At 49.9% G+C, this 15,371-nt stretch carries 13 protein-coding genes; 4 read left to right on the forward strand and 9 right to left on the reverse strand.

All coding sequences use genetic code 11. From position 1 onward, the window contains the following. The 5 genes from COW20_13980 to COW20_14000 form a co-directional block, all read right to left on the reverse strand. A partial coding sequence (locus tag COW20_13980; protein ID PIW46950.1) for a hypothetical protein occupies positions 1-1,397 on the reverse strand: 1,397 nt, incomplete at its 3' end. A gap of 11 nt (positions 1,398-1,408) precedes the next feature. Next, positions 1,409-3,331 (reverse strand): hypothetical protein, encoded by a 1,923-nt coding sequence (locus COW20_13985; GenBank protein ID PIW46951.1) that lies wholly within the window; start codon positions 3,329-3,331, stop codon positions 1,409-1,411. Between the two features lie 222 nt (positions 3,332-3,553). Beyond that, complete coding sequence (locus COW20_13990) at positions 3,554-5,086, reverse strand: bifunctional ADP-dependent NAD(P)H-hydrate dehydratase/NAD(P)H-hydrate epimerase (GenBank protein ID PIW46952.1); 1,533 nt, start codon at positions 5,084-5,086, stop codon at positions 3,554-3,556. Between the two features lie 181 nt (positions 5,087-5,267). Continuing rightward, positions 5,268-6,659, reverse strand: a complete 1,392-nt coding sequence (locus COW20_13995) for a hypothetical protein (GenBank protein PIW46953.1) — start codon at positions 6,657-6,659, stop codon at positions 5,268-5,270. Positions 6,660-6,791: 132 nt separating this feature from the next. Then, positions 6,792-7,694: a cation transporter gene (locus tag COW20_14000; protein ID PIW46954.1), complete on the reverse strand. Its 903-nt coding sequence runs from the start codon at positions 7,692-7,694 to the stop codon at positions 6,792-6,794. 245 nt (positions 7,695-7,939) lie between these two features. Here COW20_14000 and COW20_14005 point away from each other — a divergent pair, with 245 nt between their 5' ends. Continuing rightward, positions 7,940-8,317, forward strand: coding sequence for a hypothetical protein (locus tag COW20_14005; GenBank protein PIW46955.1), 378 nt, complete (start codon positions 7,940-7,942; stop codon positions 8,315-8,317). Between the two features lie 200 nt (positions 8,318-8,517). On the opposite strand, the gene COW20_14010 is transcribed toward COW20_14005, so the two are convergent. Both COW20_14010 and COW20_14015 read right to left on the reverse strand, forming a co-directional pair. Continuing rightward, entirely contained in the window at positions 8,518-10,704 is a 2,187-nt protein-coding gene (locus COW20_14010) for a hypothetical protein (GenBank protein PIW46956.1), read from the reverse strand. Positions 10,705-10,733: 29 nt separating this feature from the next. Next, the gene (locus tag COW20_14015) at positions 10,734-11,399 is read right to left on the reverse strand and encodes a hypothetical protein (GenBank protein ID PIW46957.1); all 666 of its coding nucleotides are present in this window, start codon (positions 11,397-11,399) and stop codon (positions 10,734-10,736) included. A 122-nt stretch (positions 11,400-11,521) separates the two neighbouring features. On the opposite strand from COW20_14015, the gene COW20_14020 reads away from it, so the two are divergent. The 3 genes from COW20_14020 (at position 11,522) to rrmA (ending at position 13,831) form a co-directional block, all read left to right on the forward strand. Further along, complete coding sequence (locus COW20_14020; GenBank protein ID PIW46958.1) at positions 11,522-12,310, forward strand: hypothetical protein; 789 nt, start codon at positions 11,522-11,524, stop codon at positions 12,308-12,310. After that, the gene (locus COW20_14025) at positions 12,300-12,575 is read left to right on the forward strand and encodes a hypothetical protein (GenBank protein PIW46959.1); all 276 of its coding nucleotides are present in this window, start codon (positions 12,300-12,302) and stop codon (positions 12,573-12,575) included. The genes COW20_14020 and COW20_14025 overlap by 11 nt, the downstream gene beginning before the upstream one ends. A 434-nt stretch (positions 12,576-13,009) precedes the next feature. Further along, positions 13,010-13,831 carry a 23S rRNA (guanine(745)-N(1))-methyltransferase gene (gene rrmA, locus COW20_14030; GenBank protein ID PIW46960.1) on the forward strand — a complete coding sequence of 274 codons (822 nt, stop codon included), beginning with the start codon at positions 13,010-13,012 and terminating at the stop codon, positions 13,829-13,831. 3 nt (positions 13,832-13,834) lie between these two features. Here rrmA and COW20_14035 read toward each other — a convergent pair whose 3' ends face one another. Together COW20_14035 and COW20_14040 are read right to left on the reverse strand one after the other, a co-directional pair. Further along, positions 13,835-14,683 carry a short-chain dehydrogenase/reductase gene (locus COW20_14035; GenBank protein PIW46961.1) on the reverse strand — a complete coding sequence of 283 codons (849 nt, stop codon included), beginning with the start codon at positions 14,681-14,683 and terminating at the stop codon, positions 13,835-13,837. 18 nt (positions 14,684-14,701) lie between these two features. Beyond that, on the reverse strand, positions 14,702-15,280 hold the full coding sequence (locus COW20_14040) for a hypothetical protein (protein PIW46962.1): 579 nt from the start codon (positions 15,278-15,280) through the stop codon (positions 14,702-14,704). Positions 15,281-15,371 lie beyond the last annotated feature (91 nt).

The following is a 15,371-nucleotide window of genomic DNA, read 5'->3' on the forward strand; positions in this document are numbered from 1 at the left end:
CAGACACCCTGACGCAGCGTGAGCAGGGCTTCAAGACCTGAAAATTCCTGGGCCGGTAAAACCCATTCGATGCGGCCCCCCAAGGCCAGATCGGGTGTGATTTTCCAAATTGCGTAAAGCCCATTGCGGGGTTGCAGCCAGAAGGTCTGTGCAAAGCTTTCACCCGGCAAAGTGCTGAGATACTGCTCAAGATAATCGCCCAGAATCAAAGATTCATGTGGGGTCCATTCACCTAAAACTCTCAATCCTGCACTTAAATCACGGTTTTGACTGCCTGCCAGCAGATTGAGCATGCCACTGGCTTGAAAACCCAGTTGGGGGAGAGGGATCCAGGGCTGGCTGATGGCCTGAAGGCTGCCTGCGCCCAGCCATTTTTCTGAGCTGATCTGCAGGCCTGCGAGTGAACGCAGTCTGACGCCGCTGAAATGAAACCAATCACTGAGATAGAGATGGTCACTGTGCCAGTTTAGAGTTTGAAGACTGTTTTTGAGGGGAGGCAAAAGCAAACGGTTGAGAAACAGCGAAGATTCCTGCCAGTGCAAGCCACTGCGCAGGGTGCCTGGACCAAGCGCTCCCTGCCATTCCAGATGGCCGCGCAGAGGGTTTTCGGTTTGACTCAGCCCCAGAATCTCAGTGTTGAGAATGCCCCACTGCCGCCATTCGTGGCTGAACCCCCCCAGCCAGCCCTGGGTGGGGTGATAGTCCAAACGGGCGTATAGCCGTTGCTGGCTGTCCTGGTAAAGCCGTGAACTGCTGCCAATCGCCAGCCCCCCTTGTACCAGATTCAGACTGGGAGAAAACCAGCCTGTTTGGGCGCGAATTTCTGAGGGCAATTCTGCCGGGGGAGGGCCGACAGGTATGCTGAATTGAAGACTTGGCAAAGGGATCGGCAGTAAATTCCAGTGAACGTTTAGGGCCTGAAGATTGTCGGCCGCGCTCTCAGGGTAGAGGGTCAGGCTTTCTGCCTCAAGATAGCCAGGAATGCCTTCGGCTTCGATTTTGACCTGTTTTAAAACCCAACTGAAAGGGTTTATACTGGCCTGCTCAAAATCCAATCTGAGTTTGTGATAGCTGAGGCTGCCGTTTTGGGCTTGAAGTGCTTTGCTTTTCAAGGCCAGGCTGATTTCAGCGGCTTTTAAAATCCAGTCTGGGGTATGGATTTCAATTTCTCCCTGACCGAGCAGGCTTTGGCTGGCCTGATCCCAGATCAAATTTTGGCCTGTAATTCGGTAATCGCCTGCAAAAACGCGTGCCTGCCCTTTTAAGGAAACCAGTTTCAGGTGAGGATCGGTTTCAACTTGCTCTGCACTCAGATGAAGATCTGCGGCCTGTGCTGGCCCTGCCAAAAAAAGACAAAGCAAAAGGCCGTGCCAGAAACCTGACACAGCCTTTTTCAAAATCTCAGTAATCAGAAATTATAACGGCTATACACCGCCAAATCATGTGCCATAAAGCGGCCTGAGAAAAATGCGCCTTCCATCAGAGCATTGTATTCCACGACCAGATCGAGGTGGCTGCCCATGATATTGCGGAAAGGAGCAGAAACGGTGAAACCAGAATCTTTCAGCACCTGGTATCCTTTTTCAGTACCCAAGGTATCACCAAAGGATTGACGCACTGCGAAAAGAATCTTGGGAATGCTGCCGCCAAAATCTGGTAAGGAGACATAAGCGCCGGCATTGGCTGCAGCAAAGCTTTCGCTGGCAAAATTGCTGAGACTGCGCAGGGCGACCTTGCCGCCAAGCCCCAAATCCACACCACTGCCTGCGATATTGTTGGCGAATACACCCACCGACCCCATATCGTAGCCGATAAACGAGGAGTTGATCTGAGCGGTTGCGCCCAGGGCGTTGGTGCCGATATCCACCACGGCGGAAACTTCTTTACGGGTTCCGCTCAGAGCGAAAGCCGCATCGTTCCAATAGTCCATGCCATGAATGCCCAGACGGACGGGGAAGGTATCATTGCCAATCGGACGGCCCAGATCGAGTTCAACACCTACCACGCCATAGCCATCATTCATATCAGCAGGTAAATCCAGCACGTTGGAACGAATCCGGCTGAGGCGGTCAAGGTTGCCCACCAGGGCATCGGCATTGATCAGGGTGCCAAAGGTATTCCCGCGTGAAACCGCGCCAATGCCTGAAAGGTTGCCTTGAGAGGCGACCAGACGGCTGGTATAGAAAGAACCATTGTTGGCACCGAAGAAAAGACCCAGGGGGCCCCATTTGAAGTCAACAGAGACCGAAGGCGAAGAGGCTTGGTTATAGCGTTTGGAGTTGGGATCCACACGGCTGGCGTTGATATCACCGACCCAGAAACGGGAGACGGAATTGTTATAACCTGTTGCACTGCTCTGTTGGCCTTGGTTGACGGTGGAGATTTCATCTCCGCCCCAACCGACCAAGCCGTAGCCGTGCCCTAACCAGGCTTCTCCACTGAAGTGGTTTTTAAAGCTGGTGCCAGGATTAATCGCTTCGCTGAAATTATACAAACCAAATTTGATATTCATGGTGGGGGCGTCACCGCCCTCGCCGAGATTGAATTTTTGGTTGACGAAGGATTTGTCGACATAAACGGGAGAACCCATAAAGCCTTCTGCACCAAAGTGACCGCCAATAAAGACGGCCTGCTGGCCGCTGGTGGTGCCTAAAAAGCCACCTTCATCTGCAATGAAACGGCCTGAATAGCTCAGGTCTTTCATGACATTGGCATCAAGATTTAAAAAGGTACGCACGCGGAAGGGGAAACGATCGCGGCGGGTGATAAAGTTGCGGGCAGGTGAATTGACTTGTTCTTTATCGGGGTTGCTGTTAAACAGAGGAGAAGAACTCAGGGTTGAATCCGTGACAGCCATGCGGTCACGGTAGCGTACTTCTACAGCACCACTGAGTTTTACCGAATCCATTAAATTCACTTTTTCTTCCAGGCGGTTCAAACGGCCCCTGAAAGAATTGAGTTCTTCACGGAATTCTTTTTGCAGAGCAGCAATGGTTTCAAGGTCTGTGCGGTCGATATCTATCGGGGGGCCGCCCTTGTTGACGCCTGCGGCGGCAATCATTTCTTCCATGCGGGTCATCACACGGTAAAGTGCTGCCGCGAATTCATAACGGGTGAGGGTGCGGTTGCCCCGAAAGGTTTTATCGGGATACCCTTCGAGAATCAGATATTTTTCAGTCAAGGCCTGAATGGCCTGATAGGCCCAATGTTCTGGGCTGAGATCGCTCATTTCATTGGTGGGAATAAAGGCTTGGGCCATTGGAGTATAACTGGCGAATGCCAGTGTAAAGGCCAATGATGCGCCCAATAAAGCTGCTTTGCGAGATACCATGCGTTACTCCTTATCCTGTTTCGTTGCTCGGCCTGGGTATGGTCTCCCCCGGGAGAAAGTTCAGCAGGGTGTGATTGAGATATGAAAAATCCCCATTAAACACATTGTAACGGCATTTTGTGGTTTTGCAAGCACACCTTTCACAAGCGGATGCTGAACATTGCTTTCAATTCAGGGGTATCCATGAAAAAAAATAATTCTCCTGATGACGCAAATAGGTTTTTAAATTTGCTGCAAGCGCGCCAACGCTTTGGGTAAACAGGTCAGAAGTTCCCGAATCGATACGCAGGCTTCAGGCCATTCTGTCACTGCCAGATCCGCCGCCAAACCATGCCAGTAGACCCCCAGTAAAGCGGCTGCTTCTGGCGGGTAGCCCTGGGCCAAAAGGCCAGCCAGCAGACCTGCCAGAATATCTCCGCTGCCTCCACGTGCCAGGGCTGGGTTGCCACTGGTATTGACCCAGCAGCGCCCATCGGGGGTGCCAATCAAAGAGCGTGCCCCTTTGAGGATATGCGTGCAGTTGAATTGGTTCGCACCCTGATGCAGGGCTTGCAAACGGTTGGCTTGAATTTCGGCTGTAGAGGTCTGCAGAAGCCGTCCCAATTCGCCAGCATGGGGTGTGATCAGGGTGGGGCTTTGGAAGTCCTGGCTGGTTTGGGCAAAATGGTTGAGCCCATCGGCATCCAAGACCAGGGGGCAGGGCATGGCACAGAGCAGTTTCTGCACCAATTCGGTCGTTTGCGGAGCAAATCCCAGACCCGGGCCCAGCAAAGCCGCGTCTGCCCGCAGCAAAAGTGTGCGCAGGTGTTCCAGAGACTCTGGGCCGAGAAACCCGTCTGAGTCGGGCAGAGGAACCACCAGGGCCTGTGGCACCTGTTGCGCGACCTGGGCCTGAATGGAGGCCGGTACACAGGTATAGACCAACCCAGTCCCTGCTTTGAGAGCCGCTTCTGTGGCAATCACGGCTGCACCGCTCATGCCCAGAGAACCCGCCACGATGACCAAACGGCCATAGCTGCCTTTGTGGGAATTTCGGCGACGGGGAGGGGGAGCCAGACTGGCTGCCAAGGGCAGGTCGAGCAGATGTCCACCCGGTACGGCGGCACTGTAGGCTGGGGGAATGCCAATATCGACCATTTCCAACTGGCCCGTATAATCCAGGGCGGGATCCATCATCAGGCCCCATTTGGGCAGTCCACAGGTCACGGTCAGTTCAGCCCTTAGGGCCAGATCGCCCAGGGGCACACCGCTGTCACCATGAATCCCAGAGGGGATATCAATCGCAACGATCGGGAGCGGAACCTGATTCAGATATTGAATGACCTCGGCCCAAATCCCGCTGATCGGGCGGCTCAGCCCCACGCCAAAAATACTGTCAATGATCAGCGTTGCTTCTGAAAGCTGGGTTCGCCAAGTGGGATTCGCTTCCAGAGGGTGCACGGGTAAGCCCAGTTTTTTCACGATCTCAAGTTGTTTTAAATTATCAGGGCTGCGTTTGCTGGTTTCTTCCTGAATCCAGATTTCAACGGGTATTCCCTGGCCTTGCAACATGCGTGCCAGGGCCAGACCATCGCCGCCGTTGTTGCCACTGCCGACCAGAATATGCACCTGCTGAAGGGCGGGGCTGAAGTGTTCACGCAGGGCGGTCAGTACGCCCAGGGCTGCTCTTTCCATTAAAACAAGCGAAGGCAGGCCCAATTCCTGGATCGTACGTTGATCGAGGCCTTGCATGGTTTCTACGGAGACAATGCGCATGGGGGAGGGTTCCTCTACTCTTTGATCTTTCAGCTCATTTTAGCGGATCAGGGCTGAAATTCATATTTTTCAAGCAAAGTGACAATGGATTGCTTGTTTTGCCTCTTGGCGAGCCCAAAAAAAGAAAAAGGCAGGAAATTTTCCTGCCCGATAGCGTAGAGAGTAAAAAAGAAACTTGTGTTTAGTAGCGGCGACCTTGGGTCGCTGCTGTTTGGGGGACGGGAGCATAGCCAGCGTTTCGTTGCGGTGCTGCATAGCTTCCGTAAGCGGGGGTGGTGCCATAGCCTGCGCCATAGCCAGGGGTGGTACCGTATCCGGAACCTGCACCATAACCAGCTCCTGTTCCGTAGGGGTCACTGTAACCGGTTCCATAACCAGGGGTGGTACCATAGCCTGCGCCATAGCCAGGGGTAGTGCCATATCCGGAACCATAACCCGCACCGTAGCCAGCTCCTGTTCCATAGGGGTCACTGTAACCGGTGCCGTAGCCAGGGGTGGCACCATAACCGGTATTGTAGCCAGGAGTTGCACCATAGGCGGGGTTAGCGCCAGGAGTACCTACTCCACCGGGAGGGCCAAACTTAATAATTTTGCTGTCTTTATTGCTGGTGCCAAAATCGGCGACGTAGACATTGCCAGATTCATCAATTGCAATGCTGCTGGGTTGGGTTGCATTGTGGGCAAAGCTGGAGAGCAATTGTCCATTCATGCTGAAGCGTTTGATTCCGCCCTGTTCCAGTACATAAATATCTCCTGTGCGGCCATCGCCAGCTACGTCGATGGGGTTGACCACGCCTTGCATGATGACGTCACGGGGACGACCGGTCATATCCACCACTGCCACGCGGGGACCTGAGATAAAGAAAACTTCGCCACGGCTATTGGCGCCAAGGCCAGCTGAAGCCATCAGGCCCTGCATAGGCGCCCGTGAATTTCCGCTCATATCACCGCGCTCGAGCATGCCATTGGCGGCTACGAAGATACCATTATTGGTGCCTGCGATATCCATACCGCCGGCCCCTTTTAATTCTTTGATTTGACCACCGGAGGTGCTGACAGAATAAAGACCTTTGTTGCCGTCCAGAGCGAAGAGATTGCCGCCTGCGAGGGTGACTCCTTGCAGGGTGCTGTCGAGTTTGTGGCTCAGACCCAGCAGGCTGGAGCCGAGGTCTTTCCAATTTTTGCCTGTGGAGGCATCCATTTTGACGACGGTGCCTTTTTTCATGAGGCCTTTGGCATCGACAGCGGCGATATAAATGCTGCCACCGCTGACAGCAATGCCACGGGCTTGCCACTGATTCAGCAAAGAATCCTGATCCACTTCATATTGAGCAATGCTGGGATTGGGGGCTTGGGTGGGTTGACCTACGCCAGGATAGGGTTCAGTAGGCCCAGAAATCGGGGGGGTAGAAATCGGGGTGGTATCAATCGGAGGCAGCGGGTCTGTTACAGAGGGAGGTTGGGTGACGGGAACGTCAGGGGTCACACCGGGAGCCCGGCGACCACAGGCGGTCAGACTCAAACCGGCCAGAAGCAGGCAAATGGTGAGGGCTGACTTTTGACTCCGTTTCATAATTGACTCTCCTCTTGTATAGAACTCGCTACGCTTGATAGAAAGGTTATCCTGAGAAGATCGATTTAACTTGCGCTCATACGTTTAAGAGGTGGTTAAGTTGATCTGAATTTTAAATTAATTTTCTCAAACTCAACAATCTTCAAGTTCACAGGCTTCATTTTGTGTTTCAAATTCGAGGGTGAGATGTTCAATGCCATGTGTGCGTGCCAAGGCCCGAATTTTTTGTTTGAGCTGAAGACTTTCACTGGGAGAGAGGGTTTGAGCCTGAACCACATGCAGGGTTAAGACATTGTATTCTCCGTCCAAAGACCAACTGTGCAGATCATGGACTGAAAAGATATCTGGCAGTTCAAGCAAGGCAGCTCTTAACTCGTCAAGATCGACGCTGCTGGGAATCATCTGCAGGAGGATGCCCAAATTGTGGAATAGGCTGCGCAGGGCATTGCTGCTGATCCAGAAGGCGATCAGGATAGCCAGCAGGGGATCCAGCCAATACCAATGGGTCAGGTACATCAGGCCTCCCCCCCCTAAAACGGCAGCCCAACCCAAGACATCTTCGAGCAGATGCAGGAGAATGACTTTTTCATTGGCCGAATGGCCTCCCCGTAAACGCCAGACGGCAAAGCCATTGACGCTCAGGCCTAAAATGGCAAGTCCCACGATACCCGGTGTGTTTAAGGCTGTGGGTTCACTCCAGAGTCGTGGTACGGTTTCTCGCAGAATCAGCAGGGAGCCTCCCACCAAAATCAAGCCATTGATCACAGCGGCCAGGAGCGAAAAGCGTTTGTAACCATAACTAAAGAGCCGGTCGCGTTTTTTACCTGAAAGTTTTTGAAAATACCAGGCCAGGCCCAAGGCCAGACAGTCACCAAAATCATGCAGGGCATCGGCGAGAATCGCCATGCTGTTCAGCAGCAGGCCCCCAGCAATTTCAATCAGGGCAAAGCTCAGGTTCAACCAAAAAACAATTCCCAGGCGGGTGCTGGCCGGGTCTGCATGTTCGTGGTGGGCGTGATCTGAATGGGCGTGCATGGCTGAATTCTCCTGCTTTCTAGTATACCGTGTGTATCTCTACTTAACACTTTGATAACGAACGCTTTTTTAACAAAAAGAAGCAAAAACAAGCAAAAATAGCCGAATTAATCTTGTCATGAAAATAAAAACAGGTTAAATTGTAATTGTGATTCGGAATTGAATTTTGTAAAAAATAAAGGTAAGATTTCTAATCATGTGAAAATTAATAATTATTGCTTTAAAATATCAAGGAGAATTTAAAAATGGCTTCAAATAATCAAATTGTGGTAATTGGTCGTGTTGGGAATGCAATCGCAGAAGAGTTGAAACACCTCAGCAATGGCAGCACTGTCGCTGAATTGCGCTTGGCGGTTCCGCGTCATGGGAAATCAAGTGATGGGCAGGAGATTACCGATTGGATCAACTGTAAGTTTTGGGACCGCCAGGCTGAAATTCTTTCGGACTATGTCCACAAGGGCGATTTACTCAGTGTGACGGGCTCTTTGCGTGTGGATCATTGGGAAACCCCTGAGGGCAATCGTCGCCAACGCTACTATATTCAGGCTGAAAACTTTCAGATGTTGGGGGGCCGTCGCCGCCAGAAAACGACTCAAAATGAGAGCGAGGCTGCTGCCGCTTAAATTGGGGAGGCTCTCTTTTTTTAGAAAATATTTTTACAAAAAAGTAATTTTTAGGGAACTCTGAGACCTGAAAAACCATCTTTAAGAACAGGCCCGCTTTCCCCGGCGGGTTGACCCTGACCCCGCTGCAAACGGATTTCCGTTTGCAGGTGTTGCACCTCCTCGTCCCGCATTGGCCTTGAGTCAATGCGGGTTTTTGTTTAGCGGCCCCCAGCAAGATAAAATTGAGCAATCGCCTGCCAATTCCGGGTGAGGTAAATCTGTATCAATCCAGCCTGATCAAGTGTTGCCAATAGTTGCCGATCCTGAGACAGGGCCATGGAGTGTAGGGGAAAAGCGCCTCTTCCTTTCAGCCTTTTGAAAGATTGTTTGGCGTTGAGATCCCAGATCAGAGGGCTGGTTCCTTGCGGTACAATTTCAAAATGCTCAAAAAAGAGGGTTTCAATTGGATTCTGAGGTGCGAAGACACCCGGGATAGTCAGGGTTTTGCTCAAATAAGGAAAAACCCCTTCCCTTGAGAGAGTGAGACCTTCTTTTGTAAAAAATTGACCCGCAAAGGCAAAGCCTTCAGAATGTTTTAAATCGGGCGAATCCAATTGAAGCGGAGTTTGCAGATAATGCTGAGTCTGAAAAAAAACTTTTTTTTCTTTTAAAATCTGAGGGTGTTCTCCCAGTACTTTGCCGCTGGGGGCATCGATCCAGAGAGATTTGTCTTTGAATTCAAGCAGTAATTTATTTTCTATTTCCTGGTAATGAGAAACCTTCTCAAATTGATACAGTGTTTGGCCTGATTGAAAGTTTTGAACATAAAAGGTACTTGTATAGGGATAATGGGTATAGACCCGTAGACCATCCCGAGACAGGTGTGAATATCCTTCCCCTTGTAAAAAGGGTTTTAGACGTCTTTCAGGCTGAAGTTCCCAGGTATAGTCTTTGGTCATCAAATAGCGGCAATCAGCGGTCACGGTATCGAAAAAATACCCTCCTATTTGGTCTAACTGTCCCGCTGCAAAAGAACGTTTTTTCTGGGTAAGAGGATTCCAGCTATACACTTCACGCCTTTCTTCGAGCATGATACTGGGGTGGGCATCGGGATTGGGATCAGGAACATAAAATTGTAGGATCTGATCCATCCAAATACTTTGGTCTGACTGAAAACAAAAAAGCAGTTGATCGTGGGTATCGCCTGTATTATCACCGGTTTCTATTTTTAAGGCTTGACCCACAGGGCGCTGGGTATGAAGATCTACGAGCAAAAACTCATGGCGACTGTTTGGCCTCAAATCGGCACTTTCCCTCAATACCCCTAAATAGTGTTTGTTGGGTGAAAAGCGAAGCGTGGCCTGAGCAAAATAGTGAGCCATGGGCCACTGACCCAGACGTTTGGGTTTGCCTTCAGCCAATTGCCAGAGTTCATATCCTTTTTGGGGTATTTTCAGCATGACTTTTTGACTGTCTGGCGAAAACCAAAGCAATTGTGTCTCTTCAGGCCATTTTGCCAAGAGCTTTTCTGAACTCAGCTGAATCAAGCCCAGATATCTGTCATGATAGGCTCTACGGGCAATCAACCAACGGTGATCTGGAGAGACATTCCCTGAATCTGTTTCTCCGCCATACTGAACCCCAAAGGCATAATCTTGAAGTTTGGAAGGTGCTAAAATGCGTTGCTGTTTTTGATCTTTAAAGCGGTAAGACGTGCAGAAATTTTCTGAATGGATACTGATCCCTTCTTGGCTGATTAAGAACGGGCTAAAAGGTGAACTGCCAGGAAGCTCTTTCAGAAGTTTCAGGCTGTTGCCTGGATTTTGCCATTGATAAACCCGAACACCTTCATTTTGATAGCGATACCGAACGATGGTTGGATAGGGTTGACTCTGAATCATGGTTTGGATTTGATAGCTATCTGGCTCAAAGGTCTGAGTATATTTTTGCTTGGTTTTCCAATTCCACTGAATCAGATAATCTCTGGATTTTTGAAAATGGTTGGGTGTATTAAAGGCATAGACTGTTGGCTTTTGAGCATCCCACACCACCCGATGAAAATTTCCCAAGGGATCTTGGTTTTGTGCCAATAATTGTCCTGAGTTTAAATTCCAGATTTTGATCAGATTGGGTTTCAACAGGCCGGCTACCCACTGACCATTGGGCGAAATCTGAGCTTCTGAGATTGGGCCTTCTTCAGCATGAAAACGCTGGATGATTTGATTGTTTGTATAGTCCAGCAAAACCGCTTCTTGGCCCAGAATGCCCAAAAGTTGGGGTAAAGAAGGATGCAGGGCTGTAAAGGTCTCAAATTGAAGCGGATAAGGCCAGGGAAGATATTTGGCCTGGGCCGGAAAACAGAGGGCTAAGATGCAGGCTGAAATGAACCAAATGAACTTTCTCAAGCTATACAACGCTTTCTTACTTACATGCCTCAATAGGCGATGCCGACGCGCTGGTTGATAAAGGCGCGCTTTGTGATTTCGGCCAGGATAAAATCGGCAACATCTTCGACAAAAATTTGTTGCCCGCCCTCTGGAAAATAATTTGCGAGTGTACGGTAGTTTCCGGTGCGTACGCGTTCTGGCATGGTAGGGGGGCAGACCATTGTCCATTCGCGATCACTGTTCTTCAAGAGTTCAAAAACGCGGAAATAGTCTTCTGAAATAGGTTTGAAAAAAGCAGGAAAACTGGGGCTTTCCATTTTCAATTGGGTTTCTGTCTCCTGCAAAATACCGGCTCCACCTACGGCGATAATTCTGGGCACCCCTGCATTTTGCATGGCTTCAAGCATAAACAGCACTGCATCTGACATCAGGGTGATTGGGGGGGGCATTTGGCTGACGCCCAAGGCAGACAGAATCAGATCATGGCCGGGAATGGCGTTTTCAATGGTCTCAGGGTCTTCTGCATCGCCCAGGATCAGCTTGAGCGCTGGATGTTGAAGTTTCAGTTTCTCTGGTTTGCGAACAAAAGCGCTGATTTCGTGGCCCGCCTCTAAACCATAGGCAACAAGCTTTTGACCCAGTCTTCCACTTGCACCAAAGACCAGAATTTTCACGTTGATTTCCTTTGCTGTTTTTGCTGAACTCAAGAAAATCTTAGCATATGCGCATGTGCTTCCTGCTTTTGCCGATTATTTTTCTTGAACGGGTTAGATTTTTCAGTGCTTTAAAACCCGTGATATAGTGAGTTTTAACGGAATTTTGAGGAGCACCTGCTATGAAAATTTTGAGTCTGATTCTACCTTTGGCTTTTGCTTGGGGAGGAGAGGCACAAACTCCTGAGCAACGCTTGGCCGCGATGATTGGCCCAAGCCAAATGCAGGTTGTTCAAAACTATCGCAAAGCTTATAAAACGGCCTATACCCTACCGCAATGGAATGCGCTTTTGAAACAGGGCCGTCAAATGGAAGAGACGCTTTCCAAACCCCTTTCAGCCCGCTACGAATCCTGGAATCAAAAAGGGCCCCAGCCTGATTTCAGCTGGGTGGAACCCCTGGTTCCGGGCATGAAAGTAACCTATCAGGCCGAGGGCACGGTTCTGATCATGGCCTTGGATTATACAGCCTTCGCCAAACTGGCAGCTCGAACACCTGAACCTGCGGATGATCAATTGGTGTCATTGCTGATCAAAGCCCAAGGGGATCATGCTTCTCCCTGGCCCAATTGGTTTATGCGTACCTGGGATTATGGGGGCTGTACCCAATTGGGTACAGGCCTGCATCTCGAGATTCTGAAAGAACTCCAGCGCCAGCAAAAAACAGCTCCTTTTTTTCAAGCGGAGTTGAAACGGGTGCGCGAAGACCTTTTTCGCGATTTTGCCCAAATCCGCTCCTTTTGCCAGCCCCAAGCCAAGGTTTTAAAAGAGGTCTCTGCGCTGATGGCTGTTCCAGGTTTGAGCCTTGCTGAACAAAAAACACTGAAGGGGCTTCAGACTGAATTAAAAACTTCTAAAAAAGCTGAATACAATTGTCTGAAAGAAATGAGCAATTGTCGTTTTGGGCAATAGTTTTCTCAAGCGTTTGGCTGAGTTTTTCACGGTTTTGCGTCTGCAGCCAGCCTTTGTGATTCGCATTGATCGAGAGGCTGCTTTTCTGGATGGGGGGCAGGTCGATCCTGTTTTTTTGCGCGGCTGTTCTGAAATTGCAGCGCTTTATCAACTGCAAGGGGGTTTGGTTTTGGGATTATCACGCCCAGGGCGTATTCAGCTTCAGTTTCGTGAAATCCCCGAAGGCTGCCAGCAGAATTTTCGCAATCTTTGGGCCAGTCTTTAAAATATGTGTGAATCTATCTTTTTGAAGGTTTTTTGGATTTTTTTTGGATATTATTCCTGTCTTAACCTGAGCGTTATATTCTTGTAAAAAGTTTTGGGTATTGTACTTGGGTGTCTGGTACGGTGTGCAAAAAGCACAAATAACGGGCGCACCGACAGAATGGCCAAATTCTGAAAACTACGCACTCAGGCAGGTATTGAATGATTCTGGCAAGATAAGCACTTTTTTTCTTCTTTTTTTCGCATCAAGATCATGCAAGAAAGGAAATTTTCCGAGAAAAGCAAATTTCTGTAAAGTGAATTTCTGTTTTTCGTCTGTGAAAGCGCCGGATACTCTGGCTTAAAACCTGATTCAGGGAGTGAGCTCAAAGAATCCGGTGCTTTTCATTGAAGCGGTTTTGCCCGATTCTGAGTCTGAAATGGCATACTGGAACCATGCAATTTCCATTTCAATTTAAGTGCCCAGTCTGCCATACCCCCTTGAATCCAGAGGGGCGTTCATTTTTTTGCCCGCAACGGCATACCTTTGACCTTGCCAAGCAGGGCTATCTCAATCTCTTGTTGGCCCAGAACAAGCGCAGCCGACAGCCCGGCGACAGCGATGAAATGATTCAAAACCGGCAGAAATTTCTAAACGCGGGCTATTACCGCAGTCTGGCTGAGGCCGTGGTGGATTTACTCCAGGCCCTGTCAGCCCAAAAAATTCTGGATATGGGCTGTGGCGAAGGCTATTATCTTCAGGCTTTGCGTTCGGGATTGGGGCCTCAGACTGATTTGGCGGGTGTAGATATCTCAAAATTCGCAGTTTTGCAGGCCGCCAAACGCAAGCTGAATGCCCAATTGGCTGTGGCCAGCAGCTATGCCCTGCCTTTTTTTGAAAACGGTTTTGATACCCTGCTTTCTATCTTTGCCCCGCTCAGTGCTTCAGAAGCCTTGCGTCTGCTTCCTGCCGGTGGACGCGTTCTCATGGTCGGGCCAGGCCCGATTCATTTGCAGGGCTTGATGGCTGAGATCTACCAGGAAGTGTTTCTGCACCAGGGCAATTTTGAAGTGCTGGAGGGGGCTGCTGAATTTAAATTAGAGCAGCAGCTTGAAGTGCGTTCTCAGATCACGGTTGCGGGCGAGGATATTCTACCGCTTTTGACCATGACCCCCTATTATTTTCATACCCCTCTTGAACACAAACACAAACTGATGCAATTGCCCCAGCTTGAAACGCCGATTGATTTTGAATTGCGGGTTTATCAACGCCTTTGAGTTTTAGCGCGGGCTGCGGGCGATGCTGATTTTCCGCAACAGGCTTTCAAAGAGAGTGTCAGGTAAAACTTTGCGCAGAAACAGTCCGATCTTTGCGTCTTTGCCTACGGGATAGCGCAAACGGGGATGGGGCGAATTGAGTATTTTGAGCAGGGTTTCGGCCACGGCCAGGGGGGGAATTCCTTTGCCTGAGATTCTACCCAGCAGGTCTTCAAAGGCGGCAAAGACTTCACTATAATCTTTCAAACCCTGTTCAGGGATTTGGTTTTTTAATTCGCTGAACAGGTGTTGCGATTTAATGAAAATCGGGGTTTGAACCATGCCAGGCTGAATCAGGCTGCAGTCAATTTTCCAGGGAGCCAGTTCATGGCGCAGGGATTCAGTTAACGCTTCAAGTGCGAATTTGGAACTGCAATAGGGAGATAAAAAGGGCGTAATGATTTGCCCGTTGACCGAAGAAATATTCACAATTTTTCCGGGAGAGCCCTGTCGCAGCAGGGGCAGACAGATTTGTATTCCCTGAATCACCGCAAAAAAATTGACTTCGAACTGTTGTCTGAATTTTTCAAGCGGTAGGTATTCGATCGGCCCACCCAAACCGATACCGGCATTGTTGACCAAAGCGAAAAGGCCGCTTTCAGGGTTTTCAGAAGCTATTTTCTCGACCACGGCCTGCCAGTCTTGTGTTTGGGTGACATCCAGACGTACGGGCAGAATCCTTGCTTCGCTCTGGGCTGGCAGATCACGGTAACCCGCATAGACCCGATAGCCCCGGTCTGCCAGATGCAAGGCACAGGCCGCGCCGATGCCTGTTGAGGCACCTGTAATCAAAACAGCAGGTAAAGCAGACATGAAAAACCCCCTTTGGGATCAGACTCTAAAATCGCTCTCTTCGCAGCGCTTTTTTTGCGCTTCTCTTGCTGGAGCAGAAGCCTGATTGAATTCTACCTCGCCAGATTCAGAACTGGATTCTGGCGGAGCATGAAAAAAGGCCCGCTGCAGAAAACGAAGCCCAGCAAAAACCTGTTCTACTCTTTGTTTGGAGAGTGTGCCAATATAGTCACCCAACTGCGTTTTGGGGATACTTGAGAGCTGTGAAACCACGATGACGCTTTGTTTGGGCAGATTGCCCTCCTGGGCTTCCAGTAAAATATTGCCTGGTTCATTTGCGCGTTTGAGTCGGGTGCTGAGCGCGCAAACCACTACGGTTTCAATTCTACTCTGATTCAGGAGATCGTCCTGAACAATGAGCTGTGGATGCAGTATGCCCCTTTGGGTTTCGCTGTCTTTTTCGACCACAGCCCAATAGAGATCTCCCTGGTGAAGCGAGCGCTGAGGGGCGGGTGGTTTGACGGGCTGTCTCAGCGCATGAATATAGGCCTGAACCGCTTGCTGCTGTTCGCGGGACAGGTTTTCAAAATCATGGAGCCAAGGGGTATCTGAATGCATCTTATTTCTCCTTCTTTATCTTATCAGAACCTTTTTCGCTTTTTTTGAGCAGGGCTGCGTCTCTGTTGGGGGATCTGCTAATCTGAACGTG

The organism is bacterium (Candidatus Blackallbacteria) CG13_big_fil_rev_8_21_14_2_50_49_14 (assembly GCA_002783405.1).
In the GTDB taxonomy this organism is placed as follows: domain Bacteria; phylum Cyanobacteriota; class Sericytochromatia; order UBA7694; family UBA7694.

Bases quoted from the DNA above. Each gene is read 5' to 3' on its own strand.
- COW20_14035 (PIW46961.1), bottom strand. From the start codon at position 14,683: ATGTCTGCTTTACCTGCTGTTTTGATTACAGGTGCCTCAACAGGCATC.
- COW20_13985 (PIW46951.1), bottom strand. From the start codon at position 3,331: ATGGTATCTCGCAAAGCAGCTTTATTGGGCGCATCATTGGCCTTTACA.
- COW20_13990 (PIW46952.1), bottom strand. From the start codon at position 5,086: ATGCGCATTGTCTCCGTAGAAACCATGCAAGGCCTCGATCAACGTACG.
- COW20_14005 (PIW46955.1), top strand. From the start codon at position 7,940: ATGGCTTCAAATAATCAAATTGTGGTAATTGGTCGTGTTGGGAATGCA.
- COW20_14000 (PIW46954.1), bottom strand. From the start codon at position 7,694: ATGCACGCCCATTCAGATCACGCCCACCACGAACATGCAGACCCGGCC.
- COW20_14020 (PIW46958.1), top strand. From the start codon at position 11,522: ATGAAAATTTTGAGTCTGATTCTACCTTTGGCTTTTGCTTGGGGAGGA.
- COW20_13995 (PIW46953.1), bottom strand. From the start codon at position 6,659: ATGAAACGGAGTCAAAAGTCAGCCCTCACCATTTGCCTGCTTCTGGCC.
- rrmA (PIW46960.1), top strand. From the start codon at position 13,010: ATGCAATTTCCATTTCAATTTAAGTGCCCAGTCTGCCATACCCCCTTG.
- COW20_14040 (PIW46962.1), bottom strand. From the start codon at position 15,280: ATGCATTCAGATACCCCTTGGCTCCATGATTTTGAAAACCTGTCCCGC.